We start from the raw sequence: 21961 nt of genomic DNA, 5'->3' as shown, positions 1-21961 counted from the left end.
TCCGAATCGGAACGCGAGGCAAAAGCCGATGATATCATGGCCGGATGCCAGAGATTCAAACTTCCGAACCAGTCAATCGTCTTCCCGGCTGGATGATCGCGGATGACATCCCCGGCCACTTTCTCCGGCTGGTGTGGAGTGGTGAACGACCCGGCAAATGGTTGCGGCGAATTTCCTCGCTGTTGATAGCCATCTTGTTGGTCTTCTGGATCAACTTGGTCCTTTACGTCATCGACGCTCTTGGGGGAAACGCCCCGCCGAAACGCGATGATGTCCTGATGCCGGGCGTCATGGCCTTCATGAGCCTGATCCTCCTGTACTACGGGGCCTCGTTCGCCGGACTCATCAACGGATACTGGCACGAATTCGCTTGGGATGCCGCCAACGCCAGTTTCACCGCCCGGCGCCGAGGCTGGCTTTTCTGGGGAAATAAGTCCGTTCTTCTCCCGTTCGACAAGATTCGTTGGTTCTCGCTGGATTTCGGCCCCGAGGGCCAATTCCCGCTTCCGGCGAAGTTACAAATCAGTGCCGGGGAACCGCTTCACCTTTCGTATGATCTTTCTTCGCTCAACCTGACTCAACGCAGTGATGGCGAACAATTACTCTTTTCCCTCGCTCGCGTGATGAACGCGGAAGGTTATCGCATTCATGCGAACACGGCGAGAGAACTTTCCCTGCAAGTCTGGAGAAAACACTCCGACTATGCAGGGACCGACGAACCCAACGACGATGAGGAAGACGAAACAAGCGAGCAAACGGATTTTCGGCCAATTCCCGATCCGCACGCTTCCATCACCGTTGAACCAATCCGCAAACCGCGTGTCGAGGACACTGTTCGTGCCTCTGGGCCGGTGGATTTGCCAACAGTCGAGAAGACGTTGGACATTGTCCGCATCGACACGTGGCGGCCCGGCGAACTGGTGCGCATTATTCGGCCAAGGGCGCCTTGGTTTGTGTACGCGCTGGTTCTCGTCATTGCGCTGGTTCCCGCCGGTTTGCTCGGCCGGGCGTTTGTCTTCAACATCCTTCGCAGTTTCTTCGGGTTGGAAGAAACCCACCGGCAGATCGTGGCAGGGTTCACGGTGCTGTTGACGGGTTGTGCAATTGGCTTTTTGCTGTGGAACAACCTGAAAGTCCGCGAAGTGATTTTCGACTGGTCTCGGAATCGCCTCACCCTGCGATACGGGTCAACACTGCGGCACTGGCCTTTCGCCGCCGTGCAAGAATTGTTGCTGGCCGAAAAGACTCATGGCGAAAGCTTCGCCGACGCCGAGGACAACACCCCGGCCAAACCGCCGGATGGTTACAAGGCGGGCCTTCATCTGTTGTTGCCCGAAGAAGACATTTTGGTGATCGAAACCGAAAAATGGGAACCGCTAGCGGCCGTGGCCCGGCAAACACTGGCCCCGATGGGCTCCGCGTTGGCGGCCGCCTTGCGGATGAGATATTCACGTGGAAACCCAAAGGGCCGCCCCGGAAAAGAAGCAGCCGATGCCCTGAGAATGAGCCGCCCGCAATTGCTGACACTCGCCCTGATCGGCTTGGTGGCGGCGAGTTTGCTCGGTTCGGTGGCAGTGCGTGATTACGGCATCCGCCGAACCGTGGCCCAATTAAAGGAATTGGGAGTGGACGCGGTGTTCATGGGCAGTTACGGGCACAATCGGCACATCGTCTTGGAGAACTTCGTCAACATCCGCATGACGGACAACAAACTGCTGGCCGCCCACGGCGAAGAAATCAACCGACTGCTGGCCACCCTTCCCAAAGTGGGCCTCGATCTTCGGGAATCATCACTGACGGATGCCGACTTGGAACCGTTCCGGGGCGTGAAGCTCCACATGGTCCGGATCGCCAAGTCGCCCGTCACCGACGACGGCCTCGCCCTCCTGGCATCCGGCGACGACCTTGTGTTCGTTGACGCCGACGAAACAACTATCAGCGACAATTGCGTTCCCGCGTTGAAACGCCTGCCCAATCTGCGGTTCATGTTCTTCCGACAAACCCGCATCACGTTCCGAGGCTCGGCCCAACTTCACGCGATGCCCGCCATGTTGATTGCCGAACCTTGAACAACCAGTGAATCGGACCTCTGTATACAAAAAAGGGTGAAAGAGGAACCCAATGCCCGCTGATCTTCCCAAGCCTGCCGCTGCCGTCAAACGCCGGGCCACCCGGATTCGGGCTGAGTTGGCGAAACTCTATCCTGATGCGTTTTGTGCGTTGAATCACGACGGGCCGTTGCAATTGCTGGTGGCGACCATTCTCTCGGCCCAATGCACCGATGCCCGCGTCAATCTGGTCACGCCGGCCCTGTTTGCCAAGTATCCCCACGCCAAGGATTATGCCGAGGCCGATCCGGCCGAACTGGAGGGATACATCGCGTCCACCGGATTCTTCCGCAACAAGGCGAAGAATATCCGAGAGTGTTGCCGGTTGATCGTGGAGCGGCATGGCGGCGAAGTCCCGCAGACGCTTGATGAATTGGTGCTGCTTCCCGGCGTCGGCCGAAAAACGGCCAACGTCGTCTTGGGGGATTGCTTCGACATCCCCGGCATCACGGTGGACACCCACGTCGGCCGTCTCAGCCGCCGGTTGGGGCTGACGGAAAACGATGATCCGGTCAAGGTGGAACTCGATCTGATGGCCGTCATCCCGCAGCCTGAATGGACGACATTTTCCCACCGCATGATCTTCCACGGCCGTCAGGTTTGCCACTCTCGCAATCCCAATTGTGCCGCCTGTACGATGGAGGGGTTTTGTCCGAAGATCGGCGTGAACGACAAAGAAGGCGCAACGTCCTAAAAGTTCGAGTTGGCCCGGTCAGCCGGAAATCCCAAACTAGACACCAGACACCAACCCCTCATGGATGTGACATGCTTCTTCGCGCGACCCTTTTCGCCGGTTTCATCGCCCTGGCCTTGATGGCCGCTGACGAACCCCCCAAGCCATTCCATGTCGAGAGAGTGGACGGCGGGGCAATGGACGCGGCCTTGGTGACACCCGCCATCCGGTTGAAGACGCCCATCGGCAGTCAGGAAATCGAAACGACGTTCATCAAACGACTGACCTTCGCCACGGCGGAAGAACCCGCCAGCGTTGATGTGGTGGAATTGAAGGACAAGGAAACCATTCGCGGCAAGCTGCTTCAGCCGACGCTCGACTTTCAAATTGGCGACAAGACGGAGACCATCGTCGTCAAGGAACTACGGGAAATCAAGGCAATCAACACGGCCAAGCCGGGGTTGGTCGCCTTGATCATCGGGTTGTTTACACTGGCGGCGATGGAGATTGTTCTCGGGATCGACAACATCATCTTCCTGGCCATCGTCGCCGAGAAATTGCCTGAGAAACAGCAACCGCGAGCCCGCCGGCTCGGGCTGGTGGCCGCGTTGGGAACCCGGTTGTTGCTGCTGGCTTCGTTGTCCTTCCTGCTTGGATTGACCAAGCCGGTGTTCACCATCCCCGACCTGCCATTTTTCCATGATTTGGAAGCCCGCGAGGTCTCCCTTCGGGATTTGATTCTGCTGGTTGGCGGAATGTTCTTGATCGGCAAAAGCGTCCACGAGATGCACTCCAAGTTGGAAGCCGACGAGGAAACCGAAAAGAAGCAAGCCACGTCCAATGTGTCCTTTGGCGGGGTGCTGATTCAAATCGCCATTCTGGACATCGTCTTCTCGCTGGACTCGGTCATCACGGCCGTTGGCATGGTGGAAGAGTTGTGGGTGATGATTACCGCCATGATTATCGCCATGCTGGTGATGATGCTCTTCGCCGGAACGATCAGCGAATTCGTGGAAAAACATCCGACCATCAAAGTGCTGGCGTTGGCGTTCCTTATCCTCATCGGCGTGATGCTGGTGGCCGAGAGTTTGGGTCAGCACATCGACAAAGGGTATATCTATTTCGCGATGGCCTTCGGCGTGGCCGTGGAAATGGTTAACCTGCGGATCTCCCGAAAACAGGCGGCCGTGAAATACTGATGTTCATGCTTCCCGCAGAATCTCACGGATCACATGCCCGTGAACATCTGTCAGACGTCGCGGAATCCCGTTTTGGTAGAAGGTCAGTTTCTCATGATCCAACCCCAGCAAATGCAGGGCGGTGGCATGAAGATCATAACTGTAACTCGGCTTCTCGGCGGCCTTGAATCCGAATTCATCGCTGGAACCGTAGCCGACGCCTCCTTTGATCCCGCCGCCGGCGAGCCAGGAAGTAAACACGCCGGGGTTGTGATCCCGGCCCTTTTGTTTCCCCTGCATGAAGGGCTGACGGCCAAATTCCGTCGTGCAAATCACCAGTGTGGAGTCGAGGAGGCCGGTTCGCTTGAGGTCGCTCAACAAGGCACTGGCTCCCGTGTCGAGAATGCGGCCCCAGTAGCCATGATCGCGAACGATGTCCTCGTGCGAATCCCAGTTTGGCCGAATCTTCTTTGAATTGGTGTTCTCCGCTCCGCAGAAGATTTGCACGAACCGAACCTTTCGTTCCACCAACCTCCGGGCGAGCAAACATTGTCGGCCGAACGGGCCAATATCCTCATCGGTGAGTTGATAAAGCTCGTGAACTAATTTTGATTCCCGGCTCAAATCCACGGTTTCAGGCGCGCTCAATTGCAACTTCGCGGCCAGTTCGTAATTGGCGATCCGGGCTTCGAGCAGAGTGTCCCCGGTCCGCGATTCCGCGTGCCGGCGGTTGAGCGATTGAAGAAACTCCCGCCCGTCTTTCTCAGCCTCGGCAGATGCCTTGATCGTTGGAAAAAGATTGGCAATCGGGTCTTTGCCGCTCGCGGTTTCCAGCACCGTCCCCTGATGCACGGCCGGGAGGAAACCGGCGCCCCAGTTGATGATGCCACCGGGAGGCAGGCCGCGCACATCCGGCAACACCACGAACGATGGCAAATTCTCGTTCATGCTTCCCAATCCGTAATTCACCCAGGCGCCCATGCTCGGGAAACCCGGCCGGATGAAGCCGCTGTTCATCATGAACATGGCCGGGCCATGCAGGGCTGACTTGTTCTGCATGGAGTAAATAAACGCCATCTCATCCACATGCTTCGAGAGCTTGGGGAAGAGATCGCTTATCCATCGTCCCGACTGGCCGTGTTGCTTGAACTTCCAAAAACTCTTGCCGTAGTTCCCGGCGTAGCCCGCGAAGGTCTGCTTGCCGAGTTCGGTGTCAAACGTCTTGCCATCGGCCTTTTCAAGTTCCGGCCGATAGTCGAAGGTGTCAACCTGGCTCATCCCGCCGGGACAAAAAATCTGAATCACCGAAGCGGCCTTCGCCGGGTGATGCGTCCTGGCTTTTTCGGCGCCTTGGGATTCCGAGTGCAACAGCGAGGCGAAGGCCATCGCCCCGAAACCGCTGCCCACATGGGAAAGAAAATCGCGGCGGTTGGAAATGGTCATGAGAAACCTCGTTCATTCATCGTTTCGGGCGAAACCATGTGTGGCCGCGAGACTCAATCAATCGTCACGAATTCGTTTGCATTGAGCAGGAACCGACAGAATTGCGCCAGTCCGTGTTTGGCCGCCAGAGATTCAGCCCCTTTCAATTCCGCAGCAGCGGGAGGCCGGCCAAGGGCCAGCTCAAAAGCCAGGCGAATCTGTTTCTCGCGGCTTGATCCGGCTTCTTTCTCCAATCGCGCGGCAAGATAGCCAGCCTGCTTCAACATGAATTCATCGTTGAGCATGGCCAAGGATTGCAGGGCGGTGGTTGTCACCGTGCGGGCGGGGGAAAGATTCGCGGGATTCGGACAATCCAGCGTTGTCAGGAACTGTTGGGGAGTCGTGCGGACCACAAAACGGTAAATACTTCGTCGCCATAGTTCGCTTCGGTCGGCGGTGACATAGGTGTAAACCGGGGCGTATTCTTCCTTGTATTCAAAATCCCGATAACCCGGCCCGCCCATCACCGGATTCAGTTTGCCGCTGATGCTTAACACGCCGTCCCGAAGCGATTCGGCATCGACCCGGCGCGTGTTTTGCCTCCAAAGCAGGCGGTTATTCCCGTCGATCTTTTCGCCTCCCTTGGCGATCGATGTTTGGCGATACGCCCGGCTCAGACAAATATGCCTGTGCATGGCCTTCAAGGACCATTTCTCTTCCCGCAGCTTTTCGGCCAGCCAGTCCAGCAACTCCGGATGCGACGGCAACCCGCCCCCCAGACCGAAATCACTCGGGGTGTCCACCAGGCCGGCGCCGAAATGATGATGCCAGAGACGATTGACAATCACCCGCCCGGTCAGCGGATTGTCCGGATGGGTCACCCAATTGGCAAAGGCCAGCCGTCGTTCGCCATCTCCAAGGCTGGTGTTTCCAAATTCCGGTTTAAACTTGGACACGCACGCAATCGCTCCCGGCGAGACTGTTTCTTTTGGGTCTTCCGTGTTGCCTCGGTGCAGTCGTTTCACCTCCGGGGGCGTCTCGCTCAGAATGCCATAAACCCTCGCCGGCTCCGGGATTGCCGCCAGTTGTTTCTGCAAGGTGTCGCGTTCGTCCTTCAATTCCGGCTTCGCTTTGATCTCGGCCAGCCGCTTTTCAAGCGGCGCCCGCTTCGCGTTGTACTCCTTCTCCTCTTGGGTGGACAACGCCCGGTTGCCCCGTTTCACCCCGGCGAAGACCGACAACAATTGGTAATATTCTTTCTGAGAAATGGGGTCGAGTTTGTGGTCGTGACAGCGGGCGCAGTTGATCGTCACTCCGCAAGCGGCCGTGAGAACCTGTGTCACCATGTCATCGAGATCATCGGCTCGGGCGAGACGCTTCAAGACCAAACTCGGCGTCTCGGCCTGACCGACGAAATCCCACGGCCCGGCCGCCAGAAAGCCCGTCGCGGTCAATCCGTCGGGACTATTCGGGTGGATCACATCTCCGGCAATTTGATCCCGCAAAAAGGCATCATAAGGTTGATCCTGATTCAACGCCTTGATGACCCAATCTCGGTATCGCCAGGCATGGTCTCGCCGCTGATCGCGTTCAAAGCCATGCGTGTCGGCATAGTGGGCGATATCGAGCCAGTGTCTGGCCCAACGCTCGCCGTACTGCGGGGAGGCGAGGAATCGATCAACGAGTTTCTCATATGCCTTCGGGTCGGCTTCGGAAAGAAACGCTTGCACCGCCTCGGGAGAGGGAGGCAGCCCCGTCAAATCATAAGAGAGCCGCCGGATGAGCGTTCGTCGGTCGGCTTCGGCGGCGAGCGTCAGCCCCTTCTCCCGTAGTTTCGCCAGGATGAACCGATCAATGTCGTTGCCAATCGCCGGGTCGCTGACATTCGGGACCGGGACTTTCACCACAGGTTGCCAGGCCCAATGGTCGAGTCGTTTGTCTCGGGCGGCCTCGCGGTCCGCCTTGGTTTCCGGCCAGTCGGCCCCGGCATCGATCCATCGTTTCAACAATTCGATCTGCGCGGGCGTGAGTGAGTTTTTGCCGGGTGGCATTCGTTTGCCAGCATCCGGGTGTGTCACCCGGCGAAACAATTCGCTCTCGGAGCTCTTTTTCGGCGCCAGTGCAATCCCATTGTCTCCCCCCTTGAAGGCCGCGCTCTTTGAATCAAGCCGCAAGCCGTTTTTTTGCTTCGTCGGCCCGTGACAGCTCACGCATTGTTCTTGAAACAACGGACGGATTTGCGTTTCAAAATCGACATGCCCGGCAGCGGGAATAAGTGGGGAAAAGAGAAACATTGAAACAAGATGAATCATGTCCGGCTCGATTCGGGAAGATTTCGATGATGTCCGGCGGCGGGAAACAATATCCGGGGAAGTCCCCGTTTATTGATACACCTTCCCGAACATATTTTCATTTCGGAGGAGTGGCGGGCTTCAGGAAGGACTCAAAGAACTGACATAGCAGATCGTTGGACTCGTCGGTCGGGTCGTGGGTCGGACGGTTGGTCATGCCGACCCGGTTCTCGGCCCCGAGCAATTTATTGACCGCCACCGCGTGGTTGAGAGCCTTCCACCGCTCAGGCGGGTCTTCGGCACCGCCGGACACCAGAAACGGCCGCGGGGCCATCAGGGCGTGGAGTTCATGCAAGTCCCGGTTGTCGGCCATCATCTTCTTGTAAGGTCCCATGCGGGGGTTTTCGTTCGTCGGCAAGCCGGGCTTGCGGTCTTTCCCCGGCTCGAAGCCGAGATACCACGGTTCCCAATAGTTGACATTGCTTCGCTTCTCGTCGAACACAATGCCGGGGTCCGACCAAGCCGCGCAGGCAAATGACTCATGCAGGCAGGCGGCGAACAAAGCCCATTTGCCTCCATAGGAGTGGCCGGTCACGCCGATTCGTTTGGGGTCAACCATTGGCAGATTCGCCAGCAGACTGGCGCAGTTGGCGGCCTCATACGCATGAAAAGAGAGCGGTTGAATCTTGCATGTTTCCTTGGTCGGGTAAAACGTGGTCGGGCTGCCACCCAAAGACAGTGTCACAAAGCCGCGTTTGGCGAGTTGCAAGGCAAAATCACGATGGGTTGACTTGCCGAGGCCGATGGCGGTCTTTGCCTCGTAGAAGACGACCAGCACGGCGGGAAACGGCCCGGCACCATCGGGGACAAGCAGAAACGCATCCTCCGTCAACCGGCCGGGGGCCGTTTCAATTTTGACATGATGTTGGGTGATCCCCTCGCGGCGAACCTTCTCCAAATACTCGATCTTGGGCTTCTCGATCAGGGCCGGCCATTCTCCCATCAGCCCGTGCCAATACTTCTTGATCTCGGCTCGTCGCTTCGCCCAATCTTCGGCCGTGCGAACCAGCGTGCCGTCGTCGAAGGTCAGCGGGGAACGGTAATCGCCGAGATCAGTCGCATACTTGGCCGGAGGCTTGAAATACGGAGCCAATTTTTCACTCGGGTCTGCCGCGTTCACCCCGGCCGATCCGATCAACATTACCAGCAACAGACGGACAGTCATTCGATGGCCCCGTTGGGATGATTGGTCGGCGAAGTCACGTCTCCACCTAGCCGCATTCATTTCTTGGGTGGCGAGCATTGATCCAGAAGTCCGAAGACGGTTCGTTGGAATGTTTCGGGGTCTACGAACCTCACGCCCATATGGCCGGCCTGATCGACAACAACGAGTTCCGCATTTTCTCCGATGGCGTTGGCAATCGCCCTGGCCTCTTCCGGCGTCGCCCGGTTATCCGCGCCGCCGGCCATCACCAACACACGGGCCGACTTGGAAACATTGGCGGCGGCCTTCAACGGAGAAATGTCGTCCGTGTGCGGTAACACCAACGGGGCGACGGTTGACAGCCCCGCGTAAGCGACATACTCCAAGCCCGGCGGGAGAACTCTTCGGGTGCGGTTTCTCGTCGCGATATGAAGATCTTGATATGGGCATTCCAAGATGAAGCCGCTCACTTGGTCGCCCAAGTCTCCCGCCGCGAACAGAGCGGCCGCCGATCCCATCGACCGGCCCCAAATCACAACGGGTCGGCCGGGATGCCGCTCGTGAAGCCATTCGACGGCCGCGATCACGTCGTGCCGCCCGCCGTATCCGAAGTCGTTCAATTCACCGGTGGAATCCCCGTGCGCCCGGAAAGAAATCATCAGGACCGGGCTTCCCGTTTTTGCAATATATTCCGCCTCCGGCAGGCAAATGGACCGATTTCCCCCATTGCCATGAAGGATCAGGACCAACGGCCGGTCGGCGCGTCCCTCGAAGTACCACGCCCCAAGTTCCTGGCCGTCTTTGGAGGTAAGCCGCAATGGCTCAATCTTGCCCCAGGCGATTGAAGGAACAGGCTCCTCTCGGATTGACGCAACCCGCCGGGTGAGTTGACGGACCGCAAGATAAGAAACGATCAACCAAGCAACGATGCCGAACCCGGTAAGAGCCAGCAACCGGCCGAGGCGGTTTCGCCATGTTCGCTTGGGGACGGGAGTGGTCGTCGCGGATTCCATTTCGCCAAGTCCCCTTGTCAATCGCCATCGGGTGGTTACGATTCTATTCAACAACAGTCCCTCGGGACTCAAACCGGTTTGGCCATGAGCCACCCAAACCAACACTCAGCGGCTCACGTTCATGATCCCTCTTGATGAATGGCCGATGTTCCCGGCCACTCCTTGCCAGCCTGTTTCTAACTTCAATCACCCGGCCGATGCTAACCGCATCGCTTGGGGCTGACCCCGTTCACTCCTGTTCGGAGTGTGTTTGTCCCGTTCTCGCGTCGAGACGGGGCGTTTGGCTGACTCACCCCCATTATGGGGGTTACAAACCTCTCGGGAACTGAGCCACCCCGGAGGCACCTCACGGCTCAATCTCATGTATCGTTGCCAGAAGTGTCATCGGGTGATGCCTGCGGGCACCCCCTCACGCCGTGTCGTCTTGGAACGACGGGACCGTGAGTATCCGTTCCGGTCCAAGGCCAATGTCGTCGTCCTGCCTCCGAAAACCCCCTCCAGCAAAAAATCCCGGAGGCATCACCACGACGACCCCGGCGGGCGAGGGAAGCAGATCGTTCGGGAAAGTTGCATGTGTCCGGCGTGTGCCGATTCCCTCGGCCAATCATAACGTGAGTCTGGCCGCGTCGGCGAATATGCCGACGCGGCTATCTATTCCACCACATGTGTGATACCGAATCGCATTGATTACTGACGAAAGGTCACAGTCTGGAAGACTCCTTCCGACTCCACCTTGGCAAATAATCAGTGCAATTTGGCATTATTCCTTGTGATGGTCGCCTGCGGCATCCGGTTCGAACACCTTCGCATGCCTCGCCGCTGAAACGATCATTTTCGTGGCCGTCACTCGGCACCTTCTTGCTCAAGGACCGCTACCAAGTCATGGATCAGGGCAACATCCGCAGAAAACTGCTTTCGCCTCGCGAATTGACGGCGGCCCAACAATGGTAACAGTTCACGACCCATTAATTCAGGCCGCTTGAGTCCGTGGTTCCAAGGCGACCAGTCTCGGCAACGGACGCCCGGCTTGGGCGGCGTCGAAGCAGTCGGCGAGGAAGTCCCAAGCCTTTCGACCCTGCTGACGGCAGGTCTCCACGACGCTCCAGATGTTGGCCAGGTATTTCGCCCCGGACTCGCTCTTCGGACCGTGGCTTTGCTTGCGCCAGATGACGCCGTGACGGATCGCCCGCTCGGCGGCGTTGTTGGTCGGTTCCACCCCGTCGTTGAAGGCGAAGCGGAACAACGAGACCTCCTGCTCCGCGAGTCGGGCGCATGTGCCGCTCGTCTTGGCGCAGCCGCTCGCCACGCCCCGTTCCAACGCGGCGTTGAAGCGGGTGCGGAACACGCCCCGGCGGGACATCTTCGAGGCGAAGGCGGACTTGGTCAGCTTCCCGTCCCGCACCCGCTTCCACAAGTCGAACAACTCGTCCGACAACTTCAACAACTCCCGGCCGATGACTGACCCGTCGTTGTTCCGGTCGCTCATTGCCTGAAAATCCCGCCGCAAATGAGCCCAACAGTATTGATGGTCGCCGGGCGGCACCCGGGAATAGAGGCTGTGCCGGTCGCTGGTCAGGACGCGGACATACGTCTCGCCGATCAATTTCAACAATTCTTCGCGGTTCCGGCCGGAGACGATCTGGAAGGCCGTGCCGACGGCCGTGACCATCACCCACAGCCAGCGGCCCTTGCCCATCGACGTCTCGTCAATGTTCGACGCCGACTGGCGGGCGGCCCGGAGAATCTCGTCGGCGACCGGCTGCAACACCCGGCCCGCCCCGGCCTCAATGGAACAGACCTGGCCGGCCGACAGCGACACCCCGAACAGGTCGCCCATCAAGTTCGCCGCGTTCTCCTTGCTCAGCCGATACCGTCCGGTCAGCAACACCGCGCAGCCACGCAACCGCGGCCCGTCCTGGCCGGTCACCCCGGCCGGCAACGGGCCGCAGGTCGAAAACCCGCAGGAACAATCGAGCCGGTGGCGTTGATATTCCGTGACATTGGGCTTCACCGGCGGCAGTTCGGTCACTTGAAATCGCAACGGGTTCGGATCGTTTCCCGTCAGCGGCTTCGAGCAGTGGCGGCAGGCGGCGGGGAAACAGGGGATCACGCGATGGCATTGGGCGGCCGGGATCAGCGTCCGGGATTGTTTCGGATGCCCCGGCTGGCCGCCCGGTTTCTTTCCGGAGGCCGGTTTCGGGGGAGCCGGCTTGACGGCCGGCCCGTCGCTCGACGGCGGCTTCGAGGAATTGTGCGAGTTCTTGTTCAGCTTCTCCTCAAGGTCCGCGATCTTCGCCAGCAACAGTTGAATGAAAACGACCGCCTCCGGCGGCCACGCCGCCATCATCTCCGGAGTCAGCTTCGGCACGTCCATGCGCCATACGCTACCATAGGTTCACGGAAAACGAAACCTCGGGTCGTGAACCCCTACCAACAATGTGACAGGAGAATCGCCTTCTCGCTCTCCGACGACATCAATCATTATCTCGGCATCCCCGCGAACGCAGCGCAACTTGATAAGGGTGTCAGGTTCTGCCCCGCCCGCCGTCTCATATATGTCGGCCCCGCATTGTTTAAACACATTGGCCAGCGAATCGTACACAACCCAAGAACAACACAGAAGGAAGCCAGGCTCCGGCCAAGCCAGTTCGCCGGGCGGATAGTCGCTTGCCCAGCAAGCCAAGTGTCCGGAGACAATCCCCGCAGTCAGCCAAGGCGGTGAAAGGCTTTTGTCCCACCCAACCACCGCGAGATCAGAATCGGCCACCGCATCGAGATAGCGCAGGCCGCCCGCTTCCAGTTCCGAGACAAAGCCCCACGCCTCGGCAGTGCTCATAAAGCTGACACGTAACAGATGGTCGTCCTCGGTGAGATTGCTCAGGTCTTGGCGTGCGAAACCATCGAGTCCACCGCGGAATCTCGCCTCCACTGCGGGCTTCCGCACAATGACATTGACGAACTCGACGGTTACCGCCAAAAGATGCTCTCCCCTCGTCGAATTGTCATTTTGCCGATTCCGAGCATGAAACGGAATCGATTCTATTATCAATCCGTCAATAGTGGACAAGGATGCCTCTCAATCCCCGTCGCGAAGTTCCCTCGCCGTTACAAAGGCTCCGTCAGGTTGTGATGGACTGCCGCGCATGCCCGGACACTGATGGCTCGCCTGCCGCCACGGAAAGCGACCGGAAAGGGGGCCAGTCATGAAAAGACAGGTGCCGACACGGCGATCTTCAAATCTCACCTCCCGATATTGGAATAAGCCCCTTCCCACAATTGAGTCATACCGAATCGCTCACAGGTTCCCAATCACCGATGGCGTGCTCAAGCCAATTTCTGCTTGACAAGTTCTTGCGGGCACGCGACGATACCAATCATCTATTGCCTGCCTTCGCCGGTCAAACAGTCTGGGTTCGTCCGGCTTCTCCTTCCTTCGTCAGACTTCGGGACCATCCACATGGGCTCCCTCCGGTGTCGCCTTCTGGCGGCTTTTAATGCGTGTCTCGCCCTTTTTGTCGCCCCGGTGTGCGCGGAAGAATCGCTGCATCAACGCATCGACCAAAAAATTGCCGCCGGACTGGCGAATTACGATCAACTGGCCGCCCCGCTGGCCGGGGATGCCGAGTTCCTGAGACGGATCACCCTTGATCTCACCGGCCGCATTCCACCCGCCGCCGAGACACGGGCCTTTCTGGCCGACAAGTCGTCCGACAAGCGAACGAAACTGATCGACAAACTCTTGGCCAGCCCGGAATACGCCCGCCGGATGCAGGAATATTTCGACGTGATGCTGATGGATCGTCGACGCGATGCGAAGGTTCCCGGCGCCGCTTGGGAAGAGTTTCTGCGAACGTCATTTGCCGCAAACAAGCCTTACGATCAACTCGTCCGCGAAATTCTCTCGAACGACGGCGCCGACCCGAAGACCCGCGCGGCCGCGAAGTTCTTCCTTGAACGGGATCTCGAACCCACCATCGTCACACGGGACATTTCGCGGCTGTTCTTGGGCCAAAATTTGCAATGCGCCCAATGCCACGATCATCCGCTGGTGGACGATTACCATCAGGAACATTTCTACGGCATCCAAGCCTTCTTCAACCGGGCGTTTTTGTTCCCGGATGCGAAGGATGCGAAGGCAGTCATCGCCGAGAAAGCCGAGGGAGAAGTCAGCTTTATCAGCGTCTTCGATCCGAAAAAGGCCCAGAAATCCACGCCCCCGGCCGTGCCGGGTTGGAAGCCAATTGGCGACCCGAAACTGGAGAAGGGGAAGGAATATACAATGGCCCCGGCGAAGAACGTCAAGCCGGTGCCCGCTTATAGTCGCCTGTCGAAACTGGCGGCCGCGATCACGGCGAATGAAAACATCGCTTTTCGCCGCACGGCCGCAAACCGGCTCTGGGCGATGATGCTGGGCCGGGGGTTGGTGCAACCGCTCGACTTCGACCACTCGAACAACCCGCCGTCTCATCCGCAATTGATGACGATGCTCGCCGACGAATTCGCCGGGCATCATTACGACGTGAAATGGCTGCTCCGCGAAATTGCCCTCAGCAGCACCTATCAACGCTCTAGCGAAGGATCACCGAAATCGCAAAACATCCCGGAACACCGGTATGCGGTGGCGATTCTCAAACCCCTCTCTCCCGAACAAATTGGCTACTCGATGATGCAAGCGACCGGGTTGACCGACGTGTATCGGAACGAACTCGCCAAAACTCTGACCGAGCCAACGCTTCAAACGAAACTCGCCCCGAATCTCGGCCCGTTCCGGCAACTCTATGGTGCCCAACCGGGAGAGCCGGAGGATGGTTTTGCCTCGACCCTTGACCAAACGCTCTTCGTGAAACACGGCAATCATGTGAGAAACCTGATCGCCCCGCGAACCGGGAGTTTGGTGGAACGGGCCGCCAAACTCGCCGAGCCAAGCCTGATTGCGGAAGAACTCTTCCTCACCGTTTACAGCCGTTTGCCGGCCGACGACGAACGACGGGAACTGGCCGAACTTCTTCGCCCGGCCGCCAACCGCACCAACACCCTGACCGAAGTGGTGTGGGCGATGCTCGCCAGCGCGGAGTTTCGATTCAACCATTGATTCAATAACGATCCACCGCGGGGCCAAGTCATGAAACATTGTCCATACGCCTGCCACACGAGCGACCATCTGGTGAACCGGCGCCTCTTCCTCGGCGGCGCGGCCGCCGGGTTCGCGGGGCTGACGAACCCCGCCGCCGCCCGTGAGCTGGCGGCCAGCCAGAAGCGGATGCTCGTCATCTTTCTGAGCGGCGGGGTGAGCCAGCTTGAAACATGGGACCCCAAGCCGAACACGGACACCGGCGGGCCGTTTCGGGCGATTTCCACCAGCGTTCCGGGGGTTCACATTTCGGAACTGCTGCCACTCGCGGCGAAACGAATGCACCTGCTAACGCTCGTTCGCGGCATCAACACCGCCGAGGACGAACACGGCCGGGGAGCCACCATCATGCTCACCGGCCGACGGACGGAACCGGGGTTGAAGTATCCGGAGGTCGGCGCGGTCGCGGCCAAGTTGCTCAACACCACCACGCCGGAACTTCCCGGCCACGTCCAAATCACCCCCGGCGGCGGCAGCGGATTCAACAAGGAAGATGCGGCGTTTCTGGGGCCGAAGTTCGCTTCTGTAACGCTTGCGGATGGCAAGCCACCGGCCGACTTGCCCCGCCCCGCCATCCTGACGACCGACGCCGACCGCGAGCGGGAAGCCTTTCGCCAGAAGTTGAACGCGAAGTTCGCCCAATCCCGGCGATCCGCTCAAACAGAAGCCTACACCGAATCTTTTGAACAAGCCTCGAAAGTGGTGGCAAAGGCCAACGCCTTTGACGCCTCCCGCGAAGACCCCAAAGCCGCCGACCGCTACGGCCGGCACGATTTCGGCCGGCACATGCTGCTTGCCCGGCGACTGCTGGAACAAGGGGTTTCATTCGTCAAGGTATCGCATACCAACTACGACACGCACCATGAAAACTTCGATTTTCACATCGAACAACTCGGCGAGTTCGACCGGCCGTTCTCGATGTTGCTGGATGACCTTTCCGACCGCGGAATGCTGGAATCGACGCTCGTGGTGGTGATGTCCGAATTTGGCCGCACGCCCCGCATCAATGATCGCTACGGTCGCGATCACTGGTCGAAGGCTTGGTCGGTGGCGATGGCCGGTTGCGGGTTGAAAGCCGGGGCGGTCGTCGGCAAGACGAACGCGAACGGAACAGCCGTGACGGATCGGGAAGTCAATGGCGGTCACTTGTTCCACACCTATTTCCGAGCGTTGGGCCTCGACCCGACCAAGAACTTTCATCCCGCCGGCCGGCCGATTCCGATTGCCGATCCGAAAACGAGCGCCATCACCGAACTCTTGGTGTGAGAACCGACCATGCCCGCGACAACCATTGACCCGACGAAAACGCGCGTATTGAAGGAACTCAAACACGTCCGGCCTCTAATTGGTTGCCGGTTCGATCCCTCCGGCCGGTACTTGTTCGCCAGCGCCGAAGACGACACCATTCAACGCTTCGATCTGCTCACCGGCGGCAAAACGGCCCTCATCGGCCATCAAAGTTGGGTCCGCGGCCTGGCTTCTGTGCCCGTCAAAAACACCCCGGTTGTTTCGCATGACAACGTGCCAACCAGTGCGATCTTTCGCGGCGTTGCGGCGGTTCACAAGCCGACAGTATTTACGCTTCTCTCCGGCGATTATCACGGCAAATTGCTTTGGTGGAACGGTGCCGACGCCACGCCAAAACCGATCAAGACTGTCGAAGCTCATGACGGCTGGATACGCGCGGTGGCCGTCTCACCTGATGGCACGATGGTGGCCACCTGCGGAAACGATCAACTGGTGAAGCTATGGAACACCGCCGACGGTCGGCCGATTCGCACTTTTGAAGGGCACACGTCCCACGTTTACAACGTTGCCTTCCACCCGAATGGTCAGCGAATTGTCTCGGCCGATTTGAAAGGGAACATCCGGGATTGGGAGATCACGACCGGCAAACTCGTCCGCGAACTGGATGCGAAGATTCTCCACAAGTACGACACCGGCTTTGGCGCTGACATCGGCGGGATTCGCGGCATCGCTTTCAACTCAGCCGGGACCCAACTGGCCTGCATCGGCATCACCAATGTTTCAAACGCCTTCGCAGGCGTCGGCAATCCGCTGGTGGTGTTGTTTGATTGGAACGACGGCAAGCCGAAACAACTTAAGCCGAAGGATGCTTTTCAAGGAACTGGCTGGGGCGTGGGCATTCACGAAAGTGGAATCATCATCGGGGCTGGCGGTGGCGGTCAGGGCCGCATCTGGTTTTGGAACCCGGCCGATGGCACCAACACCCACACGGTCAACGTGCCGACCAACGCCCGCGACATGGCCATTCATCCAGACGGCGCCGCCCTCGCCCTCGCCGGGGCCAACGGCACGAGTTACCTCTACACCACGACCCCGACCCCGGCGGTTTCTCCGTCACCGGCCCCGGCCAAGAAACCTTGATTCTAAAGGTTACAGGCCGGGGAATCTTATCACGCCGGTTTGACGCCCGGCTTGTCGGCTTCGACGACAAAGCTGGCCTTGGTGATGGCCGCCCCGCCCGGTTTCAACACTTCTTCCACCACTTGATAATCGCTCTTCCAAGCGGTCGGCGTCACGGTGCAGCGGACGTAGCCCCGTTGCCGATTGTGGAACTTCACGAAGGGGTTTTCGGCCAGCAGGGTGTCGAGTCCCTTCGGCTCTTTCACGCCGTTGCCGCCGCTGGTGATCGACGTGCCGACGAATTCGGCGGCCACCACCGGCAGGGTCATGTCGCGGTCGTCCGTTCGCAGGTCATTCACCCAGTTGGAGTGGATGTCCCCGCTCAACACCACGGGATTCGGAATCCGACGGTCGGCGATGAATTTCATCAACCGCATCCGCTCATGGGCATAGCCGGGCCATTGGTCCATCGAATACTTGTGGGCCGCGCCGGCGGCAATGTCGGCCATTCCCATCATCACTTGCTGGGCCAGCACGTTCCAAGTGGCCTGCGATTCGAGCAACGCCCCCTTGAGCCAGCCGGCTTGTTTGTGGCCGAGAATCGTCTGGGACGGGCTGAGGGCTTCCATGTTCAGGTCGGAAGCCTTGTCGTCGTTGGGTTGGTCCGAACGATATTGCCGGGTGTCGAGAACTTGGAAAGTCGCCAGCCGGCCGAAACTCACGGTGCGGTACAACTTCATGTCCGGCCCGTGCGGCACCGATTTCCGGCGAAGCGGCATCATTTCGTAATAGGACTGATAAGCGTTGGCCCGTTGCTCAAGGAAGTCAACCGGGTTAATCTCCATCTTTTCGATGACGGCCGGCTCGGCCTCCTTTTGATCGGCCAGCGACTTCGGGGCCGTCTTGGGAACGTAACGCTTCTCCGGGACATCGTTCGCGTAGTTGTTCTCGAACTCGTGGTCGTCCCACGTCACCAGCCACGGACACAGGGCGTGCATCCCGTTCAAGAGCGGGTCGCTGCGATATTGGGCATGCCGAATGCGGTAATCTTCCAGCGACTTGATCTTGCGGCCAACATGCTTGCGGACCAGTTTGTCCCGCCCGGCGTATTCGTAAATGTAATCGCCGAGGTGGATCACCATGTCGAGGTTGTCCTTCGCCATGTGTTCGTAGGCGGTGTACCACCCCTGTTCAAAATGCTGGCAGGAGGCGAAGGCAAACTTCAACTGCTCCGGCTTGACGGTCGCTTCTGGGAACGTGCGGGTGCGGCCGACCACGCTTTCGGCATCCCCGGCCCGGAAGCGGTAAAAGTACCAGCGATCCGGCTTCAGCCCCTCGACTTCGACGTGAACCGAGTGCCCCAGTTGCGGCGTGGCGACGGTTTCGCCCTTTTTCACCACGTCCTTGAACTTGTCATCCGTCGCCACTTCCCAAGACACATCGAAAGCCTCGACCGGAAGCCCGCCCCCTTCTTCCAGAGGTTTGGGAGCCAACCGGGTCCAGATCACCACGCCGGTGTCCGTCGGTTCTCCGGAGGCCACGCCCAAGGTGAAGGGGTTCGAGGCAAAAACGGCCTTCGCCCGTGCCGATGTGCGCAGGCCCAACAGTGGAACGGCCGAGAGGGCCGAACCGTAGGCAAGGAACAGCCGCCGGGAGACGCCTCCCTCGTATCGGATAGCGGAACGGAGATTGGAAAGATCAAGCATGGGGCACCTTTGGTGAAGCCGTGACAGCTACTGTCCAAAGCTAAACACCCACCACTCAGGGTCAAGAGAAAGTTTGGTGAAGAGAAGCGAACCTCTCTCATCAATCAACCGGTCTGTGGTTGTGTGTCACAAAAACCGGGATATTTCACCAATAATACCGGTTACAATAACAAAAATGACAGATCGGGATATTCATCATGAAGGCTGAAACATTCGGCTCATTTCCGGCAGCACAAATCCTCGTGTCACGGTTGGAGAAACTCAATAACCCTCTGGTCACCAAGAAGGTTTCCCGGTTTCTCCAAGATTACAACGAGGGTCTCAAGCATCTCAACGCCATCAAACATGCCGGTTATCGCAAGCGTTGCGTGCTGCTCTGGCGGGACGACTTTTTGAAACGCCTCGCCATCGACCCGTTCGTGGACAAGTTCGTCAGCAACCTGATTTGCACCTACGGTAAAGACGCCAGCCCGCCGGATGTGGTGTGAGGTTTCTCGATTCCGGCGGTGCTCATATTTTCACAGGCTTCCGGCTAATCACCGATTCACATTCTTTTTGACACATCACCAGCGCATCTCGGGCCAATTGGCCCGAGAGCAAATCGGGCATCTGGCCCGTGGTCACGGCATCGACGGCCGTTTGGATTTCCTCGGCGAACGCCGTGATTTCGTCCCCGCCGCCGGGCAGGGTCACCACTTCGGATTTCCCGGCCGTGATGCGCGTGATGGGGCTTCCCGCTTCGTATACCAGCGTGGCTTTCTCCAAATAGAGTTCGTAGCCGTGGGTAAACGGTCGGCCGCTCATCGCCAGGGCGCCGCTGGAACAAGTGATTGACGGGCCATTTGGTCCATAATCGTAACTCGTCGTGAGATGCTGGACGACGCCATTCTCGACAACCCCGGTGGCAAACACACTTTCAGGCACCCCGGCGATCAGGCCGATGAAATGTGTGTCGTGGATGTGCAGGTCCACGGCCGGGCCGCCGGTCTTGGCGGCATCGCCGATATCGGCCGACCAGTCCGGCCGGGAGATCACCCGTCGGAAATGGGCCGAGAGAAGTTTGCCATCGGCGCCGGACTTGACAACCTCGGCGGCATACTTGAATTCCGGGAAAAACGGCAACACATGGGCCACCATCAATAACTTGCCGGACGCCTTGGAGGCGGCCACCATCGCGTCGGCTTCGGCCGTCGTCAGGGCGATGGCCTTTTCCACCAGCACATGCTTGCCCGCCTTCAACGCGGCAATGGCCGTTTCCGGGTGCAGATGGGTCGGATTGCAAACATCAATCAGATCAATGTCCGGGTCGGCGGCCATTTCCTCAATCGCGCGAAACTTCTTCACGCCGGAGAGGTCAACCTGTTCGCCGGGAGGTCCAAAGTTGCCGCGAATGCTTTTCCAATCCCCGGACAGTTTCCCGGCATCCCGGCTGCACACACCCGCCAGCACGGCCCCGCGCAGGCGGCGGTACGCCAGAAAGTGAATCCAGCCCATGAACCCTATCCCTACTAATCCGATTCGCACCATTGGCGTTTTCTCCTTGTTTTACAGGGGTTTCCGCTTTCCACGGCTCCCTTGGCCCCACGTTTTCCACCCGTTACCGGCCATTCCTTGCGCCATTCTTTGCGCGGCTTCGAGGCGGGTTGGGCACGCTCGGCGGTTACATCCCGATCATCTTACTTGCCGGCAGGTTACCCCGACAGCGGCCTCGCATGACTGTTTTGAGGGTGCGCGGTTACCGGAAACCTCATCGTCATCGGGCGGTAACCCTGATCGTTCACGACCCCAGTTCGATGCTCGAAAACAGTTCTGCGTCCTGGCAGGACACCTTCCCGTCCGTGACGGTTAAAGAGGCTAACAAGCCGCCTGCGATGGAGTCATCGCTCATGACCGAGCAGAGCATGTCGTACTTCATGCGGGTCTTGTCGTCGGTCATCCCCATGCGATGGCAGATCGCGTTCAGGGTCAGGTTCGACAGCAGGTCGGCGGCTTGAATGAGGTGGCTGGACTTCGAGTTGATGTGGTTGAAACTCGCAACCTCGGGGAACGCCCGTGTGGTTGGCAGCGCCTTCAAACGGCGTGTGGTTTCGGTTCCAATGTCCGGCCGCCGCCCCAAACCAAGACATGATTTCTTCGGGACAGAGGGATTCTGTCCGGCGAGCGCAGTAGAGTTCATTTCTCTGTTTGACTCACATCCATCCGGTATCGTCACTGAATGTGGATTCAAATTCCCATCTCGAATATTATTTCGTAAATCATTGATTTTATGTTGTTTACGATGATTTTCTTGTTTGATTTGATCGCAGAATGCACCACAGTTCCACACAATCTCATAAAATATTTACTATAGTCATCGAAATAGTAGCGAACAATGTCTGCCATTGGATCGATTTCGCCTGAAGCGGAACCGATTTGTGAATTCCAGCTCTGGCTGATTGGTTGCGTCGCAATGGCTTCCCCCTCTTGACTCAAGGAGCCCAAGATATGTCGGACAGTTTGTTGCAGCGGAGCGTGACGACGTCGGTGGCGCGGAATCTGGCGAACACGTCGAAGACGACGCCGAAGATGATGTCGATCACCCCGCGTTGGGTGCTCAGTTTGCTGCCGTGGGTCCAGGTCGAGGGGGGGACGTATCGCGTCAACCGCACCAAGATCGAACTCAAGAAGGCCGAACGCATCGGAATTGACGTGATCGCGGGGCAGGCCGTTTTCGCCCCCGAGGCCCTGCGGGCGGTGCCGTTGTTCTCCCGCCTGCCGGACGCCATCATCGGCCAGATGGCCTCCCGGTTCAAGACCGAGGAGGTGTCGCTGGGCAACCGGCTGATCGTCGAGGGGGAGGACCAGAGCAAGTTTTTCATCATCGCCCAC

Annotated in this window: 16 protein-coding genes and 1 pseudogene; 8 read left to right on the top strand and 9 right to left on the bottom strand. The window is 58.8% G+C overall.

The annotated features are described in order from the left end of the window. Positions 1-44 precede the first annotated feature (44 nt). The 3 genes from BGIM_RS0134960 to BGIM_RS53960 all read left to right on the top strand — a co-directional run bounded on the left by BGIM_RS0134960 (position 45) and on the right by BGIM_RS53960 (position 3980). Positions 45-2069: a hypothetical protein gene (locus BGIM_RS0134960; protein WP_020474309.1), complete on the top strand. Its 2025-nt coding sequence runs from the start codon at positions 45-47 to the stop codon at positions 2067-2069. Between the two features lie 52 nt (positions 2070-2121). Continuing rightward, on the top strand, positions 2122-2802 hold the full coding sequence (gene nth / locus BGIM_RS0134955) for an endonuclease III (RefSeq protein WP_020474308.1): 681 nt from the start codon (positions 2122-2124) through the stop codon (positions 2800-2802). Positions 2803-2873: 71 nt separating this feature from the next. Then, positions 2874-3980, top strand: a complete 1107-nt coding sequence (locus tag BGIM_RS53960; protein ID WP_020474307.1) for a TerC family protein — start codon at positions 2874-2876, stop codon at positions 3978-3980. A 3-nt stretch (positions 3981-3983) separates the two neighbouring features. On the opposite strand, the gene BGIM_RS0134945 is transcribed toward BGIM_RS53960, so the two are convergent. The 6 genes from BGIM_RS0134945 to BGIM_RS0134915 all read right to left on the bottom strand — a co-directional run bounded on the left by BGIM_RS0134945 (position 3984) and on the right by BGIM_RS0134915 (position 12866). Next, a complete protein-coding gene (locus BGIM_RS0134945) occupies positions 3984-5402 on the bottom strand; it encodes a DUF1501 domain-containing protein (protein WP_020474306.1) in 1419 nt (472 codons plus the stop codon). A 53-nt stretch (positions 5403-5455) separates the two neighbouring features. After that, entirely contained in the window at positions 5456-7693 is a 2238-nt protein-coding gene (locus BGIM_RS0134940) for a PSD1 and planctomycete cytochrome C domain-containing protein (RefSeq protein WP_020474305.1), read from the bottom strand. Between the two features lie 97 nt (positions 7694-7790). Then, positions 7791-8897 (bottom strand): alpha/beta fold hydrolase, encoded by a 1107-nt coding sequence (locus BGIM_RS0134935; RefSeq protein WP_020474304.1) that lies wholly within the window; start codon positions 8895-8897, stop codon positions 7791-7793. A gap of 56 nt (positions 8898-8953) precedes the next feature. Then, positions 8954-9889: an alpha/beta hydrolase gene (locus BGIM_RS0134930; RefSeq protein ID WP_020474303.1), complete on the bottom strand. Its 936-nt coding sequence runs from the start codon at positions 9887-9889 to the stop codon at positions 8954-8956. Between the two features lie 970 nt (positions 9890-10859). Then, the gene (gene tnpC, locus BGIM_RS0134920) at positions 10860-12263 is read right to left on the bottom strand and encodes an IS66 family transposase (protein WP_020474301.1); all 1404 of its coding nucleotides are present in this window, start codon (positions 12261-12263) and stop codon (positions 10860-10862) included. Between the two features lie 21 nt (positions 12264-12284). Beyond that, positions 12285-12866 carry a hypothetical protein gene (locus BGIM_RS0134915; RefSeq protein WP_157369655.1) on the bottom strand — a complete coding sequence of 194 codons (582 nt, stop codon included), beginning with the start codon at positions 12864-12866 and terminating at the stop codon, positions 12285-12287. A gap of 480 nt (positions 12867-13346) precedes the next feature. Between BGIM_RS0134915 and BGIM_RS0134905 the strand changes: the two genes are divergently transcribed. The 3 genes from BGIM_RS0134905 to BGIM_RS0134895 are packed head-to-tail and all read left to right on the top strand — an operon-like array spanning position 13347 to position 17408. Further along, the gene (locus BGIM_RS0134905; protein ID WP_020474298.1) at positions 13347-14981 is read left to right on the top strand and encodes a DUF1549 domain-containing protein; all 1635 of its coding nucleotides are present in this window, start codon (positions 13347-13349) and stop codon (positions 14979-14981) included. A gap of 30 nt (positions 14982-15011) precedes the next feature. Then, on the top strand, positions 15012-16286 hold the full coding sequence (locus BGIM_RS0134900; protein WP_020474297.1) for a DUF1501 domain-containing protein: 1275 nt from the start codon (positions 15012-15014) through the stop codon (positions 16284-16286). A 9-nt stretch (positions 16287-16295) separates the two neighbouring features. Further along, positions 16296-17408: a WD40 repeat domain-containing protein gene (locus tag BGIM_RS0134895; RefSeq protein WP_020474296.1), complete on the top strand. Its 1113-nt coding sequence runs from the start codon at positions 16296-16298 to the stop codon at positions 17406-17408. A gap of 29 nt (positions 17409-17437) precedes the next feature. Here the strand turns inward: BGIM_RS0134895 and BGIM_RS0134890 are convergent, their stop codons facing one another. Further along, a complete protein-coding gene (locus BGIM_RS0134890) occupies positions 17438-19093 on the bottom strand; it encodes an alkaline phosphatase D family protein (RefSeq protein WP_020474295.1) in 1656 nt (551 codons plus the stop codon). A gap of 197 nt (positions 19094-19290) precedes the next feature. Here BGIM_RS0134890 and BGIM_RS0134885 point away from each other — a divergent pair, with 197 nt between their 5' ends. Further along, positions 19291-19581, top strand: coding sequence for a hypothetical protein (locus tag BGIM_RS0134885; protein WP_020474294.1), 291 nt, complete (start codon positions 19291-19293; stop codon positions 19579-19581). Between the two features lie 22 nt (positions 19582-19603). On the opposite strand, the gene BGIM_RS0134880 is transcribed toward BGIM_RS0134885, so the two are convergent. Continuing rightward, a complete protein-coding gene (locus BGIM_RS0134880) occupies positions 19604-20620 on the bottom strand; it encodes a Gfo/Idh/MocA family protein (RefSeq protein ID WP_029631227.1) in 1017 nt (338 codons plus the stop codon). A 250-nt stretch (positions 20621-20870) separates the two neighbouring features. Then, a complete protein-coding gene (locus BGIM_RS0134875; protein WP_157369654.1) occupies positions 20871-21269 on the bottom strand; it encodes a hypothetical protein in 399 nt (132 codons plus the stop codon). 308 nt (positions 21270-21577) lie between these two features. On the opposite strand from BGIM_RS0134875, the pseudogene BGIM_RS65130 reads away from it, so the two are divergent. Next, positions 21578-21961 (top strand): annotated as a pseudogene (locus tag BGIM_RS65130) (Crp/Fnr family transcriptional regulator); the annotation flags it as partial.

This window comes from Zavarzinella formosa DSM 19928 (genome assembly GCF_000255705.1).
Lineage (GTDB): Bacteria > Planctomycetota > Planctomycetia > Gemmatales > Gemmataceae > Zavarzinella > Zavarzinella formosa.
The sequence above is the reverse complement of the archived record's forward strand: the minus strand, read 5'-3'. Positions and strand labels throughout refer to the sequence as shown.